General features: G+C 63.5%; 20 protein-coding genes. 14 read left to right on the forward strand and 6 right to left on the reverse strand.

What is annotated here, in order from left to right; translation table 11 throughout:
* Positions 1–37: 37 nt before the first annotated feature.
* Positions 38–1,369 carry an aspartate aminotransferase family protein gene (locus OKB87_RS18585; protein ID WP_011704253.1) on the reverse strand — a complete coding sequence of 444 codons (1,332 nt, stop codon included), beginning with the start codon at positions 1,367–1,369 and terminating at the stop codon, positions 38–40.
* 185 nt (positions 1,370–1,554) lie between these two features.
* Between OKB87_RS18585 and OKB87_RS18590 the strand changes: the two genes are divergently transcribed.
* The 6 genes from OKB87_RS18590 to OKB87_RS18615 all read left to right on the forward strand — a co-directional run bounded on the left by OKB87_RS18590 (position 1,555) and on the right by OKB87_RS18615 (position 6,783).
* On the forward strand, positions 1,555–2,097 hold the full coding sequence (locus OKB87_RS18590) for a cupin domain-containing protein (RefSeq protein WP_011704252.1): 543 nt from the start codon (positions 1,555–1,557) through the stop codon (positions 2,095–2,097).
* 261 nt (positions 2,098–2,358) lie between these two features.
* Positions 2,359–3,855, forward strand: coding sequence for an aldehyde dehydrogenase (locus OKB87_RS18595; RefSeq protein ID WP_270828235.1), 1,497 nt, complete (start codon positions 2,359–2,361; stop codon positions 3,853–3,855).
* Positions 3,856–3,980: 125 nt separating this feature from the next.
* Positions 3,981–4,154: a hypothetical protein gene (locus tag OKB87_RS18600; RefSeq protein ID WP_016349064.1), complete on the forward strand. Its 174-nt coding sequence runs from the start codon at positions 3,981–3,983 to the stop codon at positions 4,152–4,154.
* 125 nt (positions 4,155–4,279) lie between these two features.
* On the forward strand, positions 4,280–5,170 hold the full coding sequence (gene rarD / locus OKB87_RS18605; RefSeq protein ID WP_270828236.1) for an EamA family transporter RarD: 891 nt from the start codon (positions 4,280–4,282) through the stop codon (positions 5,168–5,170).
* Between the two features lie 67 nt (positions 5,171–5,237).
* Positions 5,238–6,056, forward strand: coding sequence for an AraC family transcriptional regulator (locus OKB87_RS18610; RefSeq protein WP_270828237.1), 819 nt, complete (start codon positions 5,238–5,240; stop codon positions 6,054–6,056).
* Between the two features lie 79 nt (positions 6,057–6,135).
* Positions 6,136–6,783: a LysE family translocator gene (locus OKB87_RS18615; protein ID WP_270828238.1), complete on the forward strand. Its 648-nt coding sequence runs from the start codon at positions 6,136–6,138 to the stop codon at positions 6,781–6,783.
* Positions 6,784–6,887: 104 nt separating this feature from the next.
* Here OKB87_RS18615 and mgtA read toward each other — a convergent pair whose 3' ends face one another.
* A complete protein-coding gene (gene mgtA, locus OKB87_RS18620) occupies positions 6,888–9,650 on the reverse strand; it encodes a magnesium-translocating P-type ATPase (RefSeq protein WP_270828239.1) in 2,763 nt (920 codons plus the stop codon).
* A gap of 1,226 nt (positions 9,651–10,876) precedes the next feature.
* Between mgtA and OKB87_RS18625 the strand changes: the two genes are divergently transcribed.
* Entirely contained in the window at positions 10,877–11,986 is a 1,110-nt protein-coding gene (locus tag OKB87_RS18625; RefSeq protein ID WP_270828240.1) for a YeeE/YedE thiosulfate transporter family protein, read from the forward strand.
* A 98-nt stretch (positions 11,987–12,084) separates the two neighbouring features.
* On the opposite strand, the gene OKB87_RS18630 is transcribed toward OKB87_RS18625, so the two are convergent.
* Positions 12,085–12,705, reverse strand: coding sequence for a LysE family translocator (locus tag OKB87_RS18630; RefSeq protein WP_017410564.1), 621 nt, complete (start codon positions 12,703–12,705; stop codon positions 12,085–12,087).
* A gap of 101 nt (positions 12,706–12,806) precedes the next feature.
* Between OKB87_RS18630 and OKB87_RS18635 the strand changes: the two genes are divergently transcribed.
* Positions 12,807–13,691 carry a LysR family transcriptional regulator gene (locus OKB87_RS18635; RefSeq protein WP_270828241.1) on the forward strand — a complete coding sequence of 295 codons (885 nt, stop codon included), beginning with the start codon at positions 12,807–12,809 and terminating at the stop codon, positions 13,689–13,691.
* 9 nt (positions 13,692–13,700) lie between these two features.
* On the opposite strand, the gene OKB87_RS18640 is transcribed toward OKB87_RS18635, so the two are convergent.
* Entirely contained in the window at positions 13,701–14,375 is a 675-nt protein-coding gene (locus OKB87_RS18640) for a chromophore lyase CpcT/CpeT (RefSeq protein WP_041213570.1), read from the reverse strand.
* A 271-nt stretch (positions 14,376–14,646) separates the two neighbouring features.
* Between OKB87_RS18640 and OKB87_RS18645 the strand changes: the two genes are divergently transcribed.
* The 3 genes from OKB87_RS18645 to OKB87_RS18655 all read left to right on the forward strand — a co-directional run bounded on the left by OKB87_RS18645 (position 14,647) and on the right by OKB87_RS18655 (position 16,442).
* Complete coding sequence (locus tag OKB87_RS18645) at positions 14,647–15,303, forward strand: DUF3313 domain-containing protein (RefSeq protein ID WP_270828242.1); 657 nt, start codon at positions 14,647–14,649, stop codon at positions 15,301–15,303.
* A 97-nt stretch (positions 15,304–15,400) separates the two neighbouring features.
* Complete coding sequence (locus tag OKB87_RS18650) at positions 15,401–15,913, forward strand: cupin domain-containing protein (RefSeq protein ID WP_017410560.1); 513 nt, start codon at positions 15,401–15,403, stop codon at positions 15,911–15,913.
* Between the two features lie 79 nt (positions 15,914–15,992).
* Positions 15,993–16,442, forward strand: coding sequence for an SRPBCC family protein (locus tag OKB87_RS18655; RefSeq protein WP_270828243.1), 450 nt, complete (start codon positions 15,993–15,995; stop codon positions 16,440–16,442).
* An 88-nt stretch (positions 16,443–16,530) separates the two neighbouring features.
* Here the strand turns inward: OKB87_RS18655 and OKB87_RS18660 are convergent, their stop codons facing one another.
* Entirely contained in the window at positions 16,531–17,031 is a 501-nt protein-coding gene (locus OKB87_RS18660) for a DUF1993 domain-containing protein (protein WP_024944643.1), read from the reverse strand.
* Positions 17,032–17,309: 278 nt separating this feature from the next.
* Here OKB87_RS18660 and ydfZ point away from each other — a divergent pair, with 278 nt between their 5' ends.
* Positions 17,310–17,507, forward strand: coding sequence for a putative selenium delivery protein YdfZ (gene ydfZ, locus OKB87_RS18665; protein WP_041217242.1), 198 nt, complete (start codon positions 17,310–17,312; stop codon positions 17,505–17,507).
* A 104-nt stretch (positions 17,508–17,611) separates the two neighbouring features.
* On the opposite strand, the gene OKB87_RS18670 is transcribed toward ydfZ, so the two are convergent.
* On the reverse strand, positions 17,612–17,953 hold the full coding sequence (locus tag OKB87_RS18670) for an SH3 domain-containing protein (RefSeq protein WP_270828244.1): 342 nt from the start codon (positions 17,951–17,953) through the stop codon (positions 17,612–17,614).
* A 237-nt stretch (positions 17,954–18,190) separates the two neighbouring features.
* Between OKB87_RS18670 and OKB87_RS18675 the strand changes: the two genes are divergently transcribed.
* Together OKB87_RS18675 and OKB87_RS18680 are read left to right on the forward strand one after the other, a co-directional pair.
* Positions 18,191–18,976, forward strand: a complete 786-nt coding sequence (locus tag OKB87_RS18675) for a hypothetical protein (protein WP_270828245.1) — start codon at positions 18,191–18,193, stop codon at positions 18,974–18,976.
* A 288-nt stretch (positions 18,977–19,264) separates the two neighbouring features.
* Positions 19,265–20,158 carry a LysR family transcriptional regulator gene (locus OKB87_RS18680; protein ID WP_270828246.1) on the forward strand — a complete coding sequence of 298 codons (894 nt, stop codon included), beginning with the start codon at positions 19,265–19,267 and terminating at the stop codon, positions 20,156–20,158.
* Positions 20,159–20,254: the final 96 nt, after the last annotated feature.

A 20,254-nucleotide genomic window follows, 5' to 3' on the forward strand; every position in this document is an offset into this window, starting at 1 on the left:
AGTGGCGCCGCGACGGGCGCCGTCAACCGGTTAAAAGTCAGTCCTGGGCCTGCAGGGCGTCCTGCAGCAGGGTGAAGAGATCGTCGATCTGGCTGCGCTCGATGATGAGGGGCGGCGACAGGGCGATGATGTCGCCGGTGACGCGGATCAGCGCCCCCTTCTCGAAGCAGCGCACGAACACCTCGTAGGCGCGCTTGCCCGGCGCATCCGGCATGGACTCGAGTTCGATACCCGCCACCAGCCCGTAGTTGCGCACATCCTTCACGTGCTTGCAGCCCTTGAGCGAATGGGCCGCCTCCTCCCAGTAGCCCGCCAGATCGGCGGCGCGGCTCAGCAGGTTCTCGTTGCGATAGATCTCGAGGGTCGCGAGGCCCGCGGCGGCGGCCACCGGATGGCCGGAGTAGGTGTAGCCGTGGAACAGCTCGATGGCCCCCTTGCCGGCCGCCATCATGTCGTCATAGATGGCGTTGCTCACCAGCACGGCGCCCATGGGGATGGCGCCGTTGGTCAGCCCCTTGGCGCAGGTGATCATGTCAGGGATGACGTCGAACTCCTGGGCAGCGAAGGGAGCACCGAGGCGGCCGAAACCGGTGATCACCTCGTCGAAGATGAGCAGGATGCCGTGTTTGGTGCAGATCTCCCGCAGCCGCTTGAGGTAGCCTTTGGGGGGCATCAGCACGCCGGTACTGCCGGCGATGGGTTCGACGATCACCGCCGCTATGTTGCTGGCATCGTGCAGGAAGACGATCTTCTCCAGCTCGTCGGCCAGCGCCACATCCTCCTCGGGCAGCCCCTTGGTGAAGGCATTCTTGGCGATGTTGAGGGTGTGGGGCAGGTGATCCACCCCGCCCAGCAGGGAACCGAACCACTTGCGGTTGCCGGGAATCCCCCCCACCGAGATGCCGCCGAAGCCGACCCCGTGGTAACCACGCTCACGGCCGATCAGCCGGGTACGGGTGCCCTGGCCGCGCGCCCGCTGCCAGGCCAGCGCGATCTTGAGCGCGGTATCCACCGACTCAGACCCAGAGTTGGTATAGAAGACGTGGCCGAGCCCCTTGGGGGCGATCTCCACCAGCCGGTTGGCCAGCTCGAACGGCAGGGGGTGCCCCATCTGGAATGTGGGGGCAAAATCGAGGTGAGAAATCTGCTGGGAAACCGCCTCGGCAATCTCGCGCCGACCATGACCCGCGTTGCAACACCAGAGCCCGGCAGTGCCATCCAGTATCTTGCGGCCATCCTCTGAGTGATAATACATCCCCTCTGCCGACTTCAGGATGCGCGGCGCCGCCTTGAACTGCTGGTTGGCGGTGAACGGCATCCAGAAAGCGGACATGTCGGAGGGGGTATTGATGTCGCTGATCGGTTTCATGGTCACCTCATCCTTAAGGTGTTTAGTAACTATCGGCCAATGCCTATTAAATTAAACACCTAAAATCTTAAAAAAGGGCTCAAACTTGCCCCATATGGTATCACCCGGCTAGCTGCTCTGAGCGGGGTGGTATAAGATATTTAACACAAATTTAATAATAGTAAACAGTCAAGGAGTGTCTATCGATGGATATCGGTCACCGCCTCAAGGCGGTTCGCACCAAGGCGGCCCTCTCCCAGCGCGAGCTGGCGAAACGCTCCGGTGTGACCAACGGCTTTATCTCCCAGATCGAGAAAAATCAGGTGAGCCCCTCGGTCGCTTCTCTGCGCAAGGTGCTGGAAGGCATTCCCATGTCGCTGGCCACCTTCTTCACCGATGAGACGGAGATGGACTCCGAGGTGATCTTCCGCGCCGCCGACATGCCGGATCTCGGCACCCACCCCATCAGCTACCGCCTGGTGGGCCACAGCCGCGCCAACCGAGCCATCGGCATGATGCAGGAGATACTGCCACCGGGCGCCGACACCGGCGACGACATGCTGAGCCACGAAGGCGAAGAGTGCGGCATCGTCATCCAGGGCCAGGTGGAGGTTACCGTCGGCGAGCAGGTCTACCTGCTGACGCCGGGGGACGGCTACTACTTCGACAGCCGCACCCCTCACCGTTTCCGCAATGTGGATGAGCACGAATGCGTGCTGATCTCGGCCAACACCCCCGCCAGCTTCTAAGCCATGAGAGGGGAGAACCCGCCCCTTGGCGGACCCGGCACAGCGACCAGCCCCTTCGCGCTGGCCTCCGCTTCGGCAGGCGCCGACGGCCCGCGCTTGCGGTGCGGTTTGCCCCGCCGAAAACCCTCGCCGGGACGGATTCCGGATGAGGCCAAATTGGCAAAGTGTTTAACGAATTGTTACAAGATGGATTTACAAGCGGCAGGATGTTTAGCATATTGATACGCGGAAACTGACTTTTTGCCGGTTCAAGGAGTGAACATGAGTGACCTGACCCTGGCCCAGTGGCAACACAAGGCCTCCCACCTGACCCTGCCCTCGCAAGCCTTCCTTGACGGCAGCTACCGGGACGCCATCAACGGCGCCACCTTCGACTGCATCAACCCGGCCAACGGCAAGCTGCTGACCAAGGTCGCCGCCTGCGACGCCGCTGATGCCGAACTGGCGGTGCAGGCTGCCCGCGCCGCCTTCGACGACAAACGCTGGAGCGGTCTGCCGCCCAAGCAGCGCAAGCAGATCCTGCAGCGCTTCGCCGAACTGATGCGGCTCAACAAGGTGGAGCTGGCGCTGCTGGAGTCGCTCGACATGGGCAAACCCATCGGCGACGCCATGGGCTATGACGCCCCCGCCGCCGCCAACTGCATCGCCTGGAACGCCGAAGCCATCGACAAGATTTACGATCAGGTCGCGCCGGTCGAGGAGTCGGCCTTGGCGCTGGTGACCCGCGAGCCACTCGGGGTGGTCGCCGCCATCGTACCGTGGAACTTCCCGCTGGTGATGGCCTGCTGGAAGCTGGGGCCGGCGCTCGCCACCGGCAACTCGGTGATCCTCAAACCCTCCGAGAAATCCCCGCTCACCGCCCTGCGCATCGCGGGTCTGGCCAAGGAGGCAGGCATCCCCGACGGCGTGTTCAACGTGCTGCCCGGCTTTGGCCATACCGTGGGCGAGGCGCTGGCCATGCACATGGACGTCGACTGCATCACCTTCACTGGCTCCACCAAGATCGGCAAGCATCTGGTGCAGTGCTCCGGCAAGTCCAACCTCAAGCGCGCCTTTATGGAGTGCGGCGGCAAGAGCCCCAACATCATACTGGCGGATGCGCCGGATCTGGACGCTGCCGCCAAAAGCGCGGCCGGCGCAATCTTCTACAACCAGGGCGAGGTGTGTACCGCCGCCTCCCGGCTGCTGGTGCAAAACAGCATCAAGCCGCAGTTCATGGACCGGCTGCTGGCCCATGCCCGCGAATGGATCTCGGCCAACCCGCTCGACCCTGCCACCCGCATCGGCGCCATGGTGGACCACATCCAGATGGAGCAGGTGCTCAACTACATCGCCATCGGCCAGCAGGAGGGCGCCAAGCTGCTGCTGGGGGGCAAGCGCACCAATACCGAGAGCGGCGGCTTCTACATCGAGCCCACCATCTTCGACGAGGTGACCCCCGAGATGCGCATCTTCCGCGAGGAGATCTTCGGCCCGGTGCTGGCGGTAACCGGCTTCGACACGCTGGAAGAGGCCATTACGCTCGGCAACGACACCGACTACGGTCTGGCGGCCGCGATCTGGACGGCGGATCTCAACAAGGCGGTGAAAGGCTCCCGCGCCCTGCGCGCCGGCACCGTGTTCGTCAACAACTGGGATGGCGGCGACATGACCATGCCGTTCGGCGGCTTCAAGCAGTCCGGCAACGGTCGCGACAAGTCACTGCATGCACTGGAAAAGTACACCGAGCTGAAAAGCACCTGGATCCAGCTCGAATAGCATCAGAAATGACGCTTATCTGCGAATTGGGGGGAGAAATCCCCCTTTTTCATTTTTGCCCTTTCATCGCCGGCCTCAATCGATATAATCATCAAATAGACAAGCCCTTAAATATAAAGATAAAAATGTTATTTTTTCTGGGAAGTGTACTGTTTCTGGTGATAGGACTGCCGCTGCTGTTCTACATGCTGGGACACGGCGAGGCCTACGTGACCTGGGGTCCGTGGATCTCCGCCATCGCTCTCATGCTGTGGCTGTTGCTGGATGTGGACAAGATCCGCCGGGGCGGTGGCCGCTGAGCCGGACAGTACGCCGTTAAAATCCGCTGATCATCATTTATTAACTTCTTTCCCCGCAAAAGGATCGCTACACTGATTTTTTGCGATGTTTTCCCGCATCCAACTCTCCAGTGAAGGTTATCCGCATGCAGCAACACGTTCAGCGCCAGGGCGTCATCTACGCCTTGTGCGCCTATACCCTTTGGGGGTTGGCCCCCATCTACTTCAAGACCATTGCCGCCGTGCCGGCCGCCGAAATCCTGACCCACCGGATGATCTGGTCGTGCGCCCTGCTGATGGTGCTGACCCTGATCGGCCGCCAGTGGCACAAGGTACAGGCGGTGCTGCGCCAGCCGAAAGTGCTGCTCACCCTGGCCTTTACCTCCATCACGGTCGGCGGCAACTGGCTGCTGTTCATCTGGGCCATCAACAACGGCCACATGCTGGATGCCAGCCTCGGCTACTACATCAACCCGCTGTTCAACGTGCTGCTCGGCATGCTGTTCCTGAGCGAGAAGCTGCGCCGGTTGCAGTGGTGGGCGGTCGGGCTGGCGGCGATCGGTGTCGCCATCCAGATCATCGCCTTCGGCTCCCTGCCCTGGATCGCGCTGGTGCTGGCCTCGAGCTTCGCCATCTATGGCCTCATCCGCAAGAAGCTGGCCCTCGATGCATTGACCGGCCTCTTGATCGAGACCCTGATCATGCTGCCACCGGCCGCCATCTATCTGTGGGGCTTTGCCGACAGCCCCACCAGCCATCTCACCCAGAATGACTGGCACCTCAACTTGCTGCTAATCGCCGCCGGTGCGGTCACCACGGCGCCCCTGCTCTGCTTCACCGCCGCCGCCACCCGGCTCAAGCTCTCCACCCTGGGCTTCTTCCAGTACATAGGGCCGAGCCTGATGTTCATCCTGGCGGTCACCCTTTATGGCGAGGCGCTGGCGCTGGACAAGATGATCACCTTCGCCTTTATCTGGAGCGCGCTGGTGCTGTTCAGTCTGGACGGGCTGCGCAGCGGCAAACGCCGGCAGGCTTGACGGCAAGGGGGCGCCACGCTGCAATAATCTACAAGCCCGCGTTCGGGTTTCAGGATATCAATAGTCGATGAGCGCACCCCAATCCCGCATCCACTACTGGCAATCCCGGCTGCTGCCGGGGGTTGAACTCTCCCACTCCCACCACAGGGAGTTCAGCTATGGCCGCCATGTTCACCTGGACTACCACATAGGTCTGGTGCAGCAGGGCGGCCAGAAATTCATCCACAAGGGCAACAGCCACCACCTGGTGCGTGGCGAGCTCTCCACCGTCAACCCGGACGAGATGCACGACGGCCTCAGCCTGCGGCCGGAAGGGTACGAGGTGCGGGTGTTCGCCATCGCCCCCGAACAGCTGGCCCGCTGGCTGCCAGACAGCCCGGAGCCCTTCTTCGACAAGGGATTGCAGAGCCGCCCCGACCTCTATCAGGGATTTGCCCGGCTGCACATGTACCTGGACAACCCCAGCCCCGACGGCCTGCTGGCGGAGAGCGAGCTGCTGGCCCTGCTCGGCGAGCTGCTGCACATCGCACCCGAGCGCCACGCCCTGGCCGACCCCCAGCTCAGGTTCCTGCGCGACTACCTGATGGCCCGGCTGGATGAACGCCACAATCTGGAGGATCTGGCCGCCCTGTTCGGGCTGGATCGCTTCGCCTTTCTGCGCCAGTTCAAGAAGAAGACCGGCATGACCCCCTATGCCTGGCTCAAGCGGTTGCGGCTCGAGCAGAGCAAGCGCCTGCTCGGCAGCGGCCTGCCGGTGAGCGAGGTGGCGCTGGCGGTCGGTTTCTTCGATCAGAGCCACTTCCATCACGGTTTTCGCCAGGCGTTCGGCCTCACCCCCGCCGATTTTCGCCAGCAGATGCTGGCCGCCATTGGGCGCACCGACTAACTCCGCACTGCAATCTTTTACAATCCCGCCCCCCTGCGATCCGCCATGCTGTGAACTCGATACTGTCCCAGAGGTTTCCATGTTCACCAGCTTGTTTCTGACCATAGGTCTCATCCATCTCATCGCCCTGGCGAGCCCGGGCCCGGACTTCGCGCTGATCCTGCGCACCAGCCTGCACAGGCCCACCGCACTGGGTGCAGCGCTGGGCATCGCCCTGGCGATTGTGGTGCACGCCACCCTCAGCCTCACCGGCATCAGCCTGCTGATTGCCGAACACCCCTGGCTGTTCATGACGGTGAAGGTGGTCGGCGCTCTCTATCTGGGCTGGCTCGGCTGGGGGGCTCTCAAGGCGGCCTGGCGCAGCTCGGCCGAGCTCGCCCTGCACGCAGGCGGCGAGGCGCAGGGTTGGCGCAAGGGGGTGCAGCGCGGCATTGCCACCAACCTGCTCAACCCCAAGGCACTGCTGTTCTTCATGGGGCTGCTGGCCGCCATGGTGACACCCCAGGTAGACGGCCTGACCCGCGGCCTGCTGGTGCTGGAGCTGTTCCTGCTCTCCCTGGTCTGGTTCGGGGTGCTGGCCTGGAGCCTCTCCACCGTGCGAGCCCAGCGCCTGCTCGGCCGCGTGCAGCGTCCGCTCAACCTGATCACCGGCCTGCTGTTTGGCGCGGTCAGCCTCTCCATCCTCACCGGCATGGCCGGCGAGGCCTACGCCCTGGTCCTGCACTGATCCCTGTCTTGCCCCTATGAAAAAGAGGGATGGCCCAGGCCATCCCTCTTTGCTTTGCGTTTACTATTCCTGGCCGGGTAACCGGTCCTCTCACTAGCCCTTCATCAGAACCACTGGCCGTGGCGCTTGATGTAGATGCTCTTGACGGTCTGGGTCAGCCCCATGTAGGCCAGCATGGTGATCACCAGCCACATGAAGTACTTGGGCCCATCCAGAGTGATGAAGCCGAAGTGCTCAGCCACAGGCGAGAACGGCAGGTAGCAGCCGATGGCGATGGCGATCGAGGTGGAGAGCAGCACCGGCAGGGTAGCTGTACTCTGCAGGAACGGGATCTTGCGGGTACGCAGCATATGTACCACCAGCGTCTGCGACACCAACCCCTCGATAAACCAGCCGGAGTTCATGATGGCCTGACCGTTGACCAGCGGGTCCATGCTGCCGTTGGCGGTGGCATAGAGGGCACCGGCACCGAACACGAACCACATCAGGCAGTAGGTGCTGATGTCGAACACCGACGAGGTCGGGCCGAGCCACAGCATGAAGCGCTTGATGTTGCTCGCCTCCCACTTGCGCGGCCGCTTGAGGAACTCGGGATCCATCTTGTCCCACGGCAGCAGCATCTGGGAGACGTCATACACCAGATTCTGGATCAGCATCTGCATCGCCAGCATGGGTGCCCAGGGCAGCCAGGCGGAGGCCACCAGCACCGAGAAGACGTTGCCGAAGTTGGAGCTGGCGGTCATGTTGAGGTACTTGAGGATATTGCCAAAGGTCTCGCGCCCCTTGATCACCCCCTCCTCCAGCACCATCAGGCTCTTCTCCAGCAGGATGATGTCGGCGGTCTCCTTGGCGATATCGGCACCGCTGTCCACCGAGATCCCCACGTCCGCATCCCGCAGCGCCGGCGCATCGTTGATGCCGTCGCCGAGGAAACCGACGGTGTTGCCGTTGGCCTGCAGCGCCTTCACCACCCGCGACTTCTGCAGCGGGGTAAGCTTGGCGAAGATGGTGGTGTGCTTGACGACTGTGCACAGCGCCACGTCGTCCATCACCTCGATATCCTTGCCGAGCAGCGGCACGCCGGGCTCCAGCCCCACATCGCGGCACACCTTGCTGGTGATGATGGGGTTGTCACCGGTCAGCACCTTGACCGCCACCCCGTAGTCGTTGAGGGCGCGGATAGCCGGTGCGGCCGAGTCCTTGGGCGGATCGAAGAAGGTGAGGAAGCCGCGCACCACCAGCTTGACCTCGTCGCTGGTGCGATAGCTCTGCTTGCACTCGCCCGCCGGGATCTCGCGGGTCGCCACGATCAGCACCCGATAGCCCTCGGCGTTGAACTCCTCGCTCTGGCGCAGCAGGGCGCGGCGATCGGCGTCGGTCAGCTCCCTAACCTCCTGGCCATCGGCGATCTGGCTGGAGACGGCCAGCATCTCTTCCACCGCCCCCTTGGAAACCATCAGCTGCTGGCCCAGATCATCCTGCACAATCACCGACAGGCGCCGGCGCACAAAGTCGAACGGCAGCTCGTCCACCTTGCGGTAGTTGGCCGGCTTGCAGCTCTCCCCCAGCGCATCGGCGTGCTCGACCACCGCGATGTCCATCAGGTTCTTCATGCCGCTCTGGTGAAAGCTGTTGAGCCAGGCCAGCTGCAGGATCCGGTCGTCCCGCTGGCCACGCACGTCGTAATGGTGCTCGAGGATGATCTTGTCCTGGGTCAGGGTGCCGGTCTTGTCGGTGCAGAGCACGTCCATGGCGCCGAAGTTCTGCACCGAGTTGAGCCGCTTCACCACCACCTTGCGTTTGGCCATCGCCACCGCGCCACGCGCCAGGTTGGCGGAGACGATCATCGGCAGCATCTCGGGGGTGAGCCCCACCGCCACCGCCAGCGCGAAGGTGAGCGCCGACATCCATTCACCGCTGCTGACGCCGCTCAACATGAAGACGATGGGCACCATCACCAGCATGAAGCGGATAAGCAGCTTGGTGACGCTGTTCACACCGCGATCGAAGCTGGTCTCGATGCGCTTGTGGCTCACCACATTGCGGGCCAGCGAACCGAAATAGGTATCGCTGCCGGTAGCCACCACCACGGCGCGGGCGGTACCGCTCACCACGTTGGTGCCCATAAAGCAGATGTTGGGCAGATCGAGCAGTCCCGCCTCCCCTGCACCTGTGCCGTCCGCCGACTTGCCGGCCACGGCGCCCAGGGTGTCGTACTTCTCCACCGGCAGCGCTTCGCCGGTCAGCACCGCCTGGCTGATGAAGAGATCGCGGGACTCGATCAGCTTGATGTCGGCCGGGATCATGTCCCCCGCCTGCAGGTGCACTATGTCACCGGCCACCAGCTCGGTCATCGCCACCTCCTTGCGCTGGGGGGCGACCCCGGGCGAGGGGCGGCGCTGCACGGTGGCGGTGTTGCGCACCAGCGACTTGAGCGCTTCGGCCGCCTTGGCGGAGCGGTACTCCTGCCAGAAGCGCAGCAGACCGCTCAGGCCCACCATGACGCCGAGGATGATCACCTTGACCCAGTCCTCGTCGCCCGGCTCGGCCATCAGCACGTCCATCACGTAGCTGACCAGCCCGAGCACGATCAGCACCATCACGAAGGGGTTCTTGAACGCCTGCAGCAGCTGGATCAGCGCATGGGGCGGCTTGTCGTGGGTCACCTCGTTGGGACCAAACTGGATCAGGCGGTTGGCGGCCTCGGTCGCGGTGAGGCCGTCGATGTTGCCGCGCACGGCGGTGAGGGTGTATTCGAGGGACTTGTCTGCCTCGTCGAGCACCCGGGAGGAGATCTTCTCCCTGGCACTGGCCGGGGCAACGAACCCCTGCTGTTTGTGCCGACTGGCGGTGTGTTGTTGTTTCATGACTCGTTATCCTGATTTCTACGCGCAAGCGGGCCCTGTCGCGGGCCGGGCCTGGCGTCAGTACTGATGTGAAAAGGCAATGGACCCGGCAGCGAACAGGCAGCCGCCGCACACTGGGCGGCCCGCAGACAGCAGTCTGCGCGACCACACCGGCATGCTCGGGTCGGATCAGGGGTCAGGACACCGCATCCCGTTCCCCGCAGAGGATCAGGAGTGGGTAGGCGTGGACCCCGAGGGTCTAGGTTTGGGCTCTTCGGTCATGACGGTTCCTCCGAGTTGAGCGGCAGCAAGCCGGCCCCGGCATATCGAGGGCACGGCAGGTCATCGCCGGCGGGCAGATCCGCGCGGCGGCGTTATCGGCAGGAGGCAAGGGCCGCAACGGGGCGACCGGACCGATAAAGGAGATCAGGATAACCACAGGCAACAATAACGGCATGATGGCCGAATAATAATGAGGAGGGTTCATGGTCCGGTCACATGAGCAATCAACCGCACCCCATGAATATATTGAGAAATAGCCAGCGCATATTTCCAAATATATAAAGAAGAGACCTTCATTATTTAAATTCGCAACACAGCCTATCGAAAACCACGTTGTTTTCAATACAAGCTGTCCATCCTGTTATTTCACGCCGGCCTGTTTGTCCCTGCTCGCCAAAGATCCGGTGAACGGGCGCAACGGGCAGCCCCGGGCCCATGACAAAGGGCGTACGTGGCAAGGCGTGCAATTGCTGGGGCGCGAGGCGGCATGGCTCGCAGAGGGAGTGGAACAATCCGGGGAGCAACGCAGATCCCGGCGGGACTGGGTTGCAAGAGTCGGGATGACTCGCTAGATGCCACACTCTGAGCGATCAGAGTGAGGGAGAAGAAGGGATATCAACCTCAGTTCTGATTAGCCCACATCGCGCTGTGCAATCGGCTACAACTGTCGCTTTCCATAATATCCTTCCATCTGTTGATAACACGCCAAGATTCTACCCAGAAATATTTGGCGGCGCAAAATATAAATTCATCTTTTGCTATTTAATTCCAGCAAGGAGCTGCCGCTACATTATTTCCCGCACGAAAACGGATTCATCCTCATTTCGCTTCCCCTGCCATCATGAATTGATCTGGATGGGGTTTTGCCCGGATTTTCCGGCCATCCACCCGATCCGGGCTGGAATCGGACTCAATGTGGGAATAGGATGCACGGCTTCCATCCATGACGCACAGGAAACAACAGCATGAATCGAAAATGGTCGCTCCCCATCGTGGCAATCGCGGGGGGAGCGTTACTCTGGCTCGGCAACACCTTTGGTATGAAATGGGCTCTGATGGCCCTGATCGGATTCGGCTTCGGCTTTACCCTCTCCTTCAGCCGCTTCGGCATCGTGTTCGGTTGGCGCGAGATGCTGACCAAGCGCAACAGCTACTACGTGCGGGTTCACCTGCTCACCATCGCCATCGAAATTCTGCTGTTCACCTGCTTCCTCTCCTTTAGCCACGCCCTGTTTGGCGATGCCATGGTGGGCAACGTGATGGCCATCGGCATTCCCTTCATCGTCGGCGCCTTCCTGTTCGGCATCGGCATGCAGCTGGCGGGCGTCTGTGCCACCGGCACCCTCTACTGCTGCGGCGAGGGGCAACCCCGCTTCTGGCTGGTGCTGCTCTGCTACGGCATTGGCACCCTCATCAGCAACCAGTTCCGCCCCGAACTGGAGGCCACCTTCTCCAGCCATGTGGTACTGGCAAAAGACCTGACCGGCAATATCTGGAGCGGCATGCTGCTCAACCTGGCGCTGGTCGCCGCGCTGTTCCTGCTGTTTCGCAAGAGCGAGCTCAAGCGCACCGGCGAGCTCAAGCCCCTCCTCAGCGGCGGCAACCTGTTCTGGCGCGACGGCCGCTTCACCGTGCTGACCGGCGGCATCATCATAGCTCTGCTCAACTCCAGCGTCGTCGCTCTGCACGGCTCGGCCTGGACCATCACCGGCGCCGTCTATGACATGGCGCTGCGCGGTGCCTCCCTGTTCGGCCTGTTCGAGGGGAACCCCAAGCTGGCCCAACCGCTGTTCATCAACCCCATGGTCGGCATGTTCTGGCTGGGGATCCTGGGGGCCATGCTGGCGCGCTGCATCAGCGGTGGCGGCACCTTCGCCCCGATGCGGCTCGGCAACAGCCTGGCCTCCATCCTCGGCGGCCTGCTGATGGGGATGGGCGCCATGTACAGCGCCTGCAACCTCGGCGGCTTCTTCGACGGCACCGCCTCCGGCAGCCTGCACGGCTGGGTCTGGATGCTGATGGCCCTCGCCGGCAGCCTGATCGGCATCCGCCTGCGCCCGCTGTTCAAGCTCTGATAAAACAACGGGATGGCGCGGTTAAACGCCATCCCGTCACGATTCCCCTTCCAAGCCGGTGCGCAGATCCCAAGCAGCACCCCAGCCCCCATTCTTCTCTACCTCAACCCCTTGAACAGCAGCAACAGGGCGAAGCCGGTGAACATCACCGCCGACAGCCGGTTGATCCCCCTGGCGAAGCGTTCGCCATAGCCTTGCGCCCCCACCCAGTGGAACACCAGACAGTAACCGCCATGCACCACCAGCACCACGGCGCTGAAGGTGACCGCCAGCAGCATGCACTGACCCAGCGCCCCGTGACGAAAGTCGATGAACTGGGGAAACAGGCTGGTGAAGAAGATGATCGCCTTGGGGTTGAGCAAGCTGATGAGCGCCCCCTTGAGGAAGCTCCGACGGCAATCCCGATCCGGCCCGGCCCCCGGCACCGGGCTCACCGCCCGCTGGCGCCAGGAGTTGAGCCCCAGATAGAGCAGATAGAGGGCGCCGCCCAGGGTGAGGATCTGCTGGCCCGCGGCCAGCCAGCGGGTGAACCAGAGCACCGCCAGCGAGGCCAGGCTCGCCACCAGCAGGATGCCCACCGCTACCCCGCAAAAGCCGGCGATGGCGTGGCGGGTGCCGCGGGTCAGGGTATTGCCTATGGTGTAGATCACGGCGGGCCCCGGGCTCAGCACGGTGCCGATGGCAAGCAGCAGATAGAGGGCGTAATAGTCGAGTGTCATCGGGAGAGATTCCAGCGTGGATTGGCTGCCGCCCAGTATATTGACAGCCGCGACGCCAGCCAGACATAGTGGCGCTCGGCTTTATAAACCAGGAGTTTAGAGTGGATCGCTTGACGGCCATCGAGATCTTCGTCGAGGTTGCCCGCGCGGGCAGTTTCGCCGCCGTGGCGGATCGTTTCGCGATGACGCCGGCCATGATCGGCAAGTACATCAAGTGGCTGGAGGCCAGGGTCGGCTCCCGTCTGCTCAATCGCAACACCCGTTGCCAGAGCCTGACCGAGGCGGGCCAGGAGTACCTCGCCGGCTGCCAGAACCTGTTGCAACACTACCGGGAGCTGGAGCAGAACACCCTGGCCAATACCGGCCAGGCGGCAGGCAGGATCCGCATCAATGCCCCCGTCACCTTCGGCAGCTACCGGCTGACGCCGCTGCTGTGCCGCTTCATGGAGCGCTACCCGCAGATCCGCATCGAGCTGGACCTGTCGGATCGGCTGGTGGACGTCATCGGCGATGGCTTCGATCTCATCTTCCGGGTCGGTCAGACCAAGGACGCTGGCTACATCGCCCGGCCGCTGGCCAGCTCCGATTCGGTGTTCTGCGCATCCCCGCACTACCTGCAACGCCACGGTACTCCCCTCACGCTGGCGGATCTGGCCCGCCACCACTGCCTGGGATTCAGTCCCTGGCTCGGCCAGTCGAGCCTGGCCGAGGCCTTTCCACTCGAACAGCTGCACCTGTGGGACAGCCCCTTCATCAGCAACCACGGCAGCGCCCTCAAGGTGGCCGCCCTCAACCATGCCGGCATCCTGCTGCAGCCGCGCGCCCTGCTGAGCGAGGAGCTAGAACGCGGCACCCTGCAGGAGATCCTGGCGGATGCCCTGCCCGCCCCGCGCCCGGTCAACCTGCTCTACCCGGCCAGGGAGCCGCTGCCACTGCGCCTGCGGCTGCTCATCGACTACCTGAGCGAGCAGCGCCACCAGCTGTAGGGCGCAGCCCTACTCGCCGCGCTGTTTCACCCGGCGCAGATAGACATAGCCCTCCCCCGGGCTGCCCCAGCGCTGATGGGCCTCGGTGTCGTAGGCCCGATCCAGCAATCTCACGCTGTGGGGGCCGATCCAGAGGTACTGCACCAGGGTGCTGGCGCCACCGAAATTGGTGGAGCAGCTGCCCACCTTGCTGTGGCCGGCGTACTCCCCCGACGGCTGGCGGGTCAGCCAGATCTCGCAGCCCTGACGCAAAGAGAGCTGCTGCGGCGTGAGGGAATCGAGCAGCTCGGGCTGGCGCCAGGCGCCGGCGAAGTCGATGGCCCGCGGCATGGTCAGCTCGGCCATCAGGATGCGGCCATCGGGTACCAGCGAGAAGCGGTAGATGCGCTGGCGGAACGGGCGTACCGCCCGCTCGGTCAGGAACTGCTCGGCATAGACCCAGCGAAACCCCTTGTAGCCGGGCCAGATCTCCACCAGCCGCAGCTCGGCGCTGGTGAAACGGTTGTCGTAGCTGGCCTGCTCGCGGCTGGAGAACTCGCCGGTAAACCAGGAAAGCAGCGGCTCCATGCTGGCGGAGGGTGCCGTGGTGGTGCTGTCAGGGGGCGTGGTGACGAAGGGGGTGGGTGCCGCCCAGGCCAGGCAGGAGAGCAGCAGCCCGCACAGGGCCGCCATCAGGCTGGTCATCGAATCCTTCCGAATCAGTTTCATGGCGGCGATTATATGAGCGAACGGCGCCAATATCCGCAACCTTGATCAAATGATTGCCGATCCAAAGCAAAATCATCGTATTAGCGTCATGTCCCGGCCATCGGGTGGCCGCCGCCTGCGGGCTGGATCCCGCCTGAACGCCGCTGCACTCTTCGCTTGTGGGCGCTCTTTGAATCGGTTATTTCTCTTGCAATACCCTGCGCACCGGATGCCAGGGTCGGGCAAGCGCCGCAATCAGGAGCAAAAGATGAAAAGAGCCGTAATCGCGGGTATGGTGGCCATTCTGCTGGGTGGCTGCGCGGTGAAGAACCAGGTCTCCCACAGCCTGCAGGCGATTCCGCTGACCGCCTTCCAGCAGAGCGAAAGCAACCCCAACCAGCGCATCTACAAGGAGCCCGGCGTGGATCTGCGCCAGTACCATCAGGTGCTGCTCGATCCCTTGCAGTTCATCCGCCAGGAGAACGGCCAGTGGTACCTGCTGACCACCAACGAACAGAACGAAATCGGCCGCTACTACCACGCCACCTTCCAGCGCGAGCTGATGAGCCACGGCGTCAAGATTGCCACCGCCCCCGGCCCCGGCGTGATGCGGGTGCAGGCCGCCATCACCAACTTCGACCTGACCCGGCCCGACCCCAAGCTGCGGGATCTGCTGCCCGCCAAGATCGCCATCAACGTCACCCGCGAGGTGATCGGCAAGGAGCCCTATCTGCTCAAGGTGGGCAGCATGGCCCAGCTGCTCGACTCCCAGAACGGCAAGCTGCTGGTGCGGGTGATGGATGCGCGCGAGAGCCCGGACACCACCCACAAGGACAGCCCCATCACCGCCAGCGAGATGGAGAAGATGATCGACCAGTGGGCCGCCGGCCGCGCCAAGCAGCTGGCCGACAACCTGGGCCGCTAGTCCGGCTCGCCGCCTCCCGGGCGCAAGACACCCATTCCCGGCCCCGCGCACCCGCACGGGGCCGCTTGTTTCCCCTTTCATTCGACAAGGAGCCGTCATGAACCGTCACCCCAGCATCAAGCACTGGCGCGAGCTGCAGGAGCCCGAGCCCGGCCGCTACTCCGGCAGCGAGGAGCCGCTCTCCCTGGGCAGCGCCCTCGGCAGGCACTACGGCTTTGCCCGCCTCGGCATTCACCACGAGTTGCTGCCGCCGGGCCGGCGCACCAGCTGGCCCCACGCCGAGGAGACCGAGGACGAGTTCGTCCATGTGCTGGAAGGCACCCCGGACGTCTGGCTCGATGGCGTACTGCATCGGCTGCAGCCCGGTGACTCGGTCGGCTTCAAGGCGGGCGACGGGCTGGCCCACACCTTCATCAACAATACCGATCAGCCGGTGCGACTGCTCTGCGTGGGCGACACCGATCGGGCGGACAACCACATCCACTACGCCGTGCACCCCGAGCGCAACCGTTTCATCGGCGCGCGGCACTGGGATGCGGTGCCCGAGCGCGAGCTGGGGGATCACGACGGCCTGCCCGACCAGCTGCGCGAGCGCAACGGCCCCTTCTAGGGCCCGCAGTCGGCCAGTCGTCGGCAAACGGACGCAACCGACTATCCTTGATGGACCCAAGGCAACGAGGAACAGAGAGATGAGGACAGGAACAGTGCGGCTGCACCGGGTGCTCAAGGCACCGCCGATGCGGATCTACCGGGCCTTTATCGAGGCCGATGCGCTGGCCAAGTGGCTGCCACCCTATGGCTTTACCTGCCGGGTGGAGCAGCTGGAGGCGCAGGTCGGCGGCCACTTCCGGATGGCGTTTACCCATTTTGGCAACGGCAACAGCCACGCCTTTGGCGGCGAATACCTGGAGCTCGAACCGGGCAAGCGCATCCGCTACACCGACCGGTTCGACGATCCCAACCTGCTAGGAGTGATGCACGTGACCGTGATCCTGACCGGGGTGGTGTGCGGCACCGAGCTCGCCATCGTGCAGGAGGGGATCCCCGAGGTCATCCCGGTGGAGATGTGCTACCTCGGCTGGCAGGAGTCGCTGGCCCAGCTGGCCGCCCTGGTGGAGCCGGAGATCCCGGCGCAGTAACCCACCCACGGTGACCCCGAAAACGACAGAGCCTGCCACAGTGGCAGGCTCTTTTTATGCTGGGCAAAACCCGGACGACGGGATGAGCTTATTGCAGGTTGATGGCGCCCAGGTAATCCCCCTTGCCAAGCTCGACCCCGGCCTTGCGCAGCAGGGCATAGGTCATGGTGAGGTGGAAGTAGAAGTTGGGGATGCCGTACTCGTGCACGCAGGTGTAGCCGTCCATCCCCTTGCCACCAGCCCAGTAGGGGTAGTAGTGGCCGCTCGCATACTGGCTGAAATCGGCATCCAGCTTGCTCTGCAGATAGGTGAGGGTCTTGGCCAGGTGGGCGCGCAGATCCGCCATGGTCTTGGGGTCATCCCCCAGCACCGGCGGCTCGCTCAGGCTGGCGGTGGCCACCACGGCGCGAGCGCTGTCGCAGCAGATCAGCACCTGCTTGCTGAATGGCAGCATGTCGACGATCAGCCGATCGCCGAAGAAGTTCTCCACATTGAATTTCTTGGCGGCGGCGTGGGCCTCGGCCTTGGCCAGGCACTGGTCGAGGTTGGTCAGCATCTTGATAAACTGGGCGACGATATCACGATTCATAATGCGCTCTCGGTTGGTTGAAGGCAGTTGTACGAGCGGCATCCACTATAGCGTATCCCCCCGTTTGTTCGAGCCCGCCCCCGCAAAAAGCAGAATCCACCTGCCTTCCCAGCGACAGGATTGGACGACCCCGCGCGGCAGGTCCGCTCGCCCTTGCCGACGCACCGAGTCCCTCTTTGGCTCTTTTTTGATCTGTGACATGCATCACTCTTTGGCAGGGGCGTAGGCTGATCCGCGCAGCCCGGGCATACCGCCGGGCCCAACAAAAGGAGAGTGCCATGAAAATCTATGACCGAAACCGCAATGCGCTCACAGCGGGTCAGCGCGTGATGATCGCCGCCACCGGCGCCGTCGACTTTCTGAAAGAGGCCCACACCGACAACCTGACCCCCTATCAGGCCGAGCATGAGAAGTGCGTGCTGCTGGCCAATTCCCGGGAACAGTACGCCCCCATCGAGTTGATTAGACTAGGCTGATCCCGTTTTCCGTCACCCTACTCTTTACAATTCACCCGGCCGCACGCCATGTCGCTGGCCGGGTTTATCTCTCCGCTCTACTCCTTCTCCGAGCCGCTGCCACCTTATGAGGGCGAGGCGATGCAGCTGGCCGATATCCAGCCGGATTGCCCCGCTTCGTTGTGAACCCAGAGCCAGCCTGCCAGCTCCCGATCCACTCGAACCCGCTCCCCCGCCGCCACATCCAGCTCCCGGGCGGTATAGTCCTGGCGCGCCTGCGCCTCCCCGGCGCCGATCGGGGTCAGCAGGTACAGGGGCGCCCACCCCTCGTTGCCGTCTGCGGTAAAGGTGCGCACCCAGCCCGGAAACTCGTCGTCCTCGTGGCCGATGCGCACCCGCTCTCCGGCCCGAAAGGCGATGGGATTGGGGTAGCAGGTGTGGTGCGCCATGGTGATCAACGCCAGCATTGTCTCGTCCTCCGACAGGTTCTGTTTAATGACGCCCCGAGTCATACCACAAGCCGGGCCCCGTTGCGTCAACCGGGCTCACACCCTCTGGCAGAGGGCGTTCTCCCCCGGGGCGGGCCGACGACCCTGATCCCCACGATTCATTACTGTCAGTGAATTTTCATATCATCCAACTGTCATTTCAGTGAACACATCGCCGCCCTAGACTGCTTCTCGAACCTTAACGAGGAGTCTTGTATGAAACTCACCCCTATCCCGTTGCTGGCCGGCACCATCGCTTCGGCCCTCTCTTTCAACACCTTCGCCGGTGACATCGTCTCGGTGCAGTTCAGCGATGGCCGCCCCGCCGTCAGCGGGGTCGAAGCGGTCAACAAAGCGCTCAACCCCATCGGCGTCAACGTGGTCACTGTCGACATTCCCGACGCCGCCAGGCCCCTGCTTGAAGCCTCCCACCGCCGCGCGTTAACCAAAGCGGAGCACGGCGCCCTGATTGCGGCCTTCAATCTGAGTCAGGGGGAGCTGCTGGAGCAGGCCAGGCTCGCAGGCCGCGAGCCCGCGGTGCAAGGGGGCGGCGTCGCCACCGAGGAGACCGACGTCGGCCCCTACCCCAAGGTCTATGACCTGATGGCGCTGGACGAGCGCACCCGCAGCGCCGTGCTCGGCAAATATGGCCGCATGCACGTCAACTCCGCCGAGGACGGCACCGACATCGACGAGGTGATGACGGTGGTCAGCGGCGGGCCGTTCCGCTGGGGCTTTACTCTGCAAGATGGCAGCATCGCCCGCTTCCAGATAGACAAGGTGGGCCTGGAGGACAAGGCCGTGCGCGTCAGCTATCACGGGCTCGGCATGCACGCCGGGTTGATGGACGCAAAACAGGGGCTGCTGGTGGCCTTCGCCCACGGGCCCAGAGCGTTCACCATGCGCTACCAGGCGGATGTGCCCCACGCCCAGTTGCTTGGCACCAACCCCTGGGCCGATGTCGGCATCACCCTGCCCCCCGCCCCCGGCAAGGTGCAGTAAGCCGGTGCGTGCCATCTGGCGGCGGGGCCCGGGCCCTGCCGCCTGCTGTTATGCCTGCTATGCCTGCCGCCTCGGGGCCGGGGTGCCCGGGGCCCATCGCCTCTCTTTCGTCTGCGTCTCTGCCGGGCCCGCCACGCCCCGGAGGGCCATGATCCGGGCCGGTCTGCCACCGGCAACTCTCTGTCTGGCGGGGGATGGGGGGTGGACACCCCGGGGAACCGCACTATTGTGATAAAAGTGCGCAATGATGGCGCCATCATTTACCAGTAGTGAATTAACGGGGGCAGGATGAACAAGATCACGGCGCTGAACGTCTTTCGCCGGGTGGTGGAAATGGGCACCTTCAGGGCGGCGGCGGACGATCTGCGCCTCTCGCAGGCGGCGGTCAGCAAGAACATCAACGAGCTGGAAGCCTTTCTCGGCATTGCGCTGATCAACCGCACCACAAGGCGGCTGAGCGTCACCGAAGCCGGCATGGCCTATTACGGCCAGATATGCGCCGTGCTGGACAGCCTGGAGGCCGCCGACCAGTCCATCATGGCCGCCTCCTTCACCCCCAGGGGCAGGCTGAGGATCGGCATGCCCATGTCCTTCGGGCTGATCCGCCTCAACCCCCTTGTCTGCGAATTCCAGCGCCGCTACCCGGAAATCGGCATCGAGGTGATCCTGAGCGACGCCTATATGGATCTGGTGGATCAGGGGCTGGACGTGGTGATCCGGGGGGCAGGCACCCTGGAGGACTCCACCCTGCGCGCCAAACCCCTGTGCGAGGTGCAGCGGGTGTTCTGCGCCGCCCCCGACTACCTGAAGGAGGCGGGCCAGCCTGCCCACCCGGCGGATCTCAAGGCCCACAACTGCCTGCGCTACAGCCTCTCCTCCTCCCCCAACAAGTGGTTCTTCACCCGGGACGCGGAGAGCGTGGCGGTGGAGCTGCCCCCCGCCAGCTTCTGTGCCAACAACGGCATCGCCCTGAAACAGGCGGCGGTGCAGGGGCTCGGGGTGATCCTGGTACCGGATGAATTCGTGTCAAACGACCTGTCGGACGGCACCCTGGTCAAACTGCTCCCCCACTGGCAACCCGACCCCCACGCCCTGTTCGCCGTCTACCCCTTCCACAAGGAGCAGTCCCGCAACGTGCGGCTCTTTATCGAATTTATCGTCAAGGCGTTTCAGCCGAGGTAGGTCAGACAGGCGGGAGCCTGGGGTTTGTGCCTCTCGGCCACGATACCGATAACCCATCTTATGCGGCGTGTAGGTTCGATTAGCGAAGCGTAATCG

It is taken from the genome of Aeromonas sp. Y318-1, assembly GCF_027706125.1.
Classification (GTDB): Bacteria; Pseudomonadota; Gammaproteobacteria; order Enterobacterales; family Aeromonadaceae; genus Aeromonas; species Aeromonas hydrophila.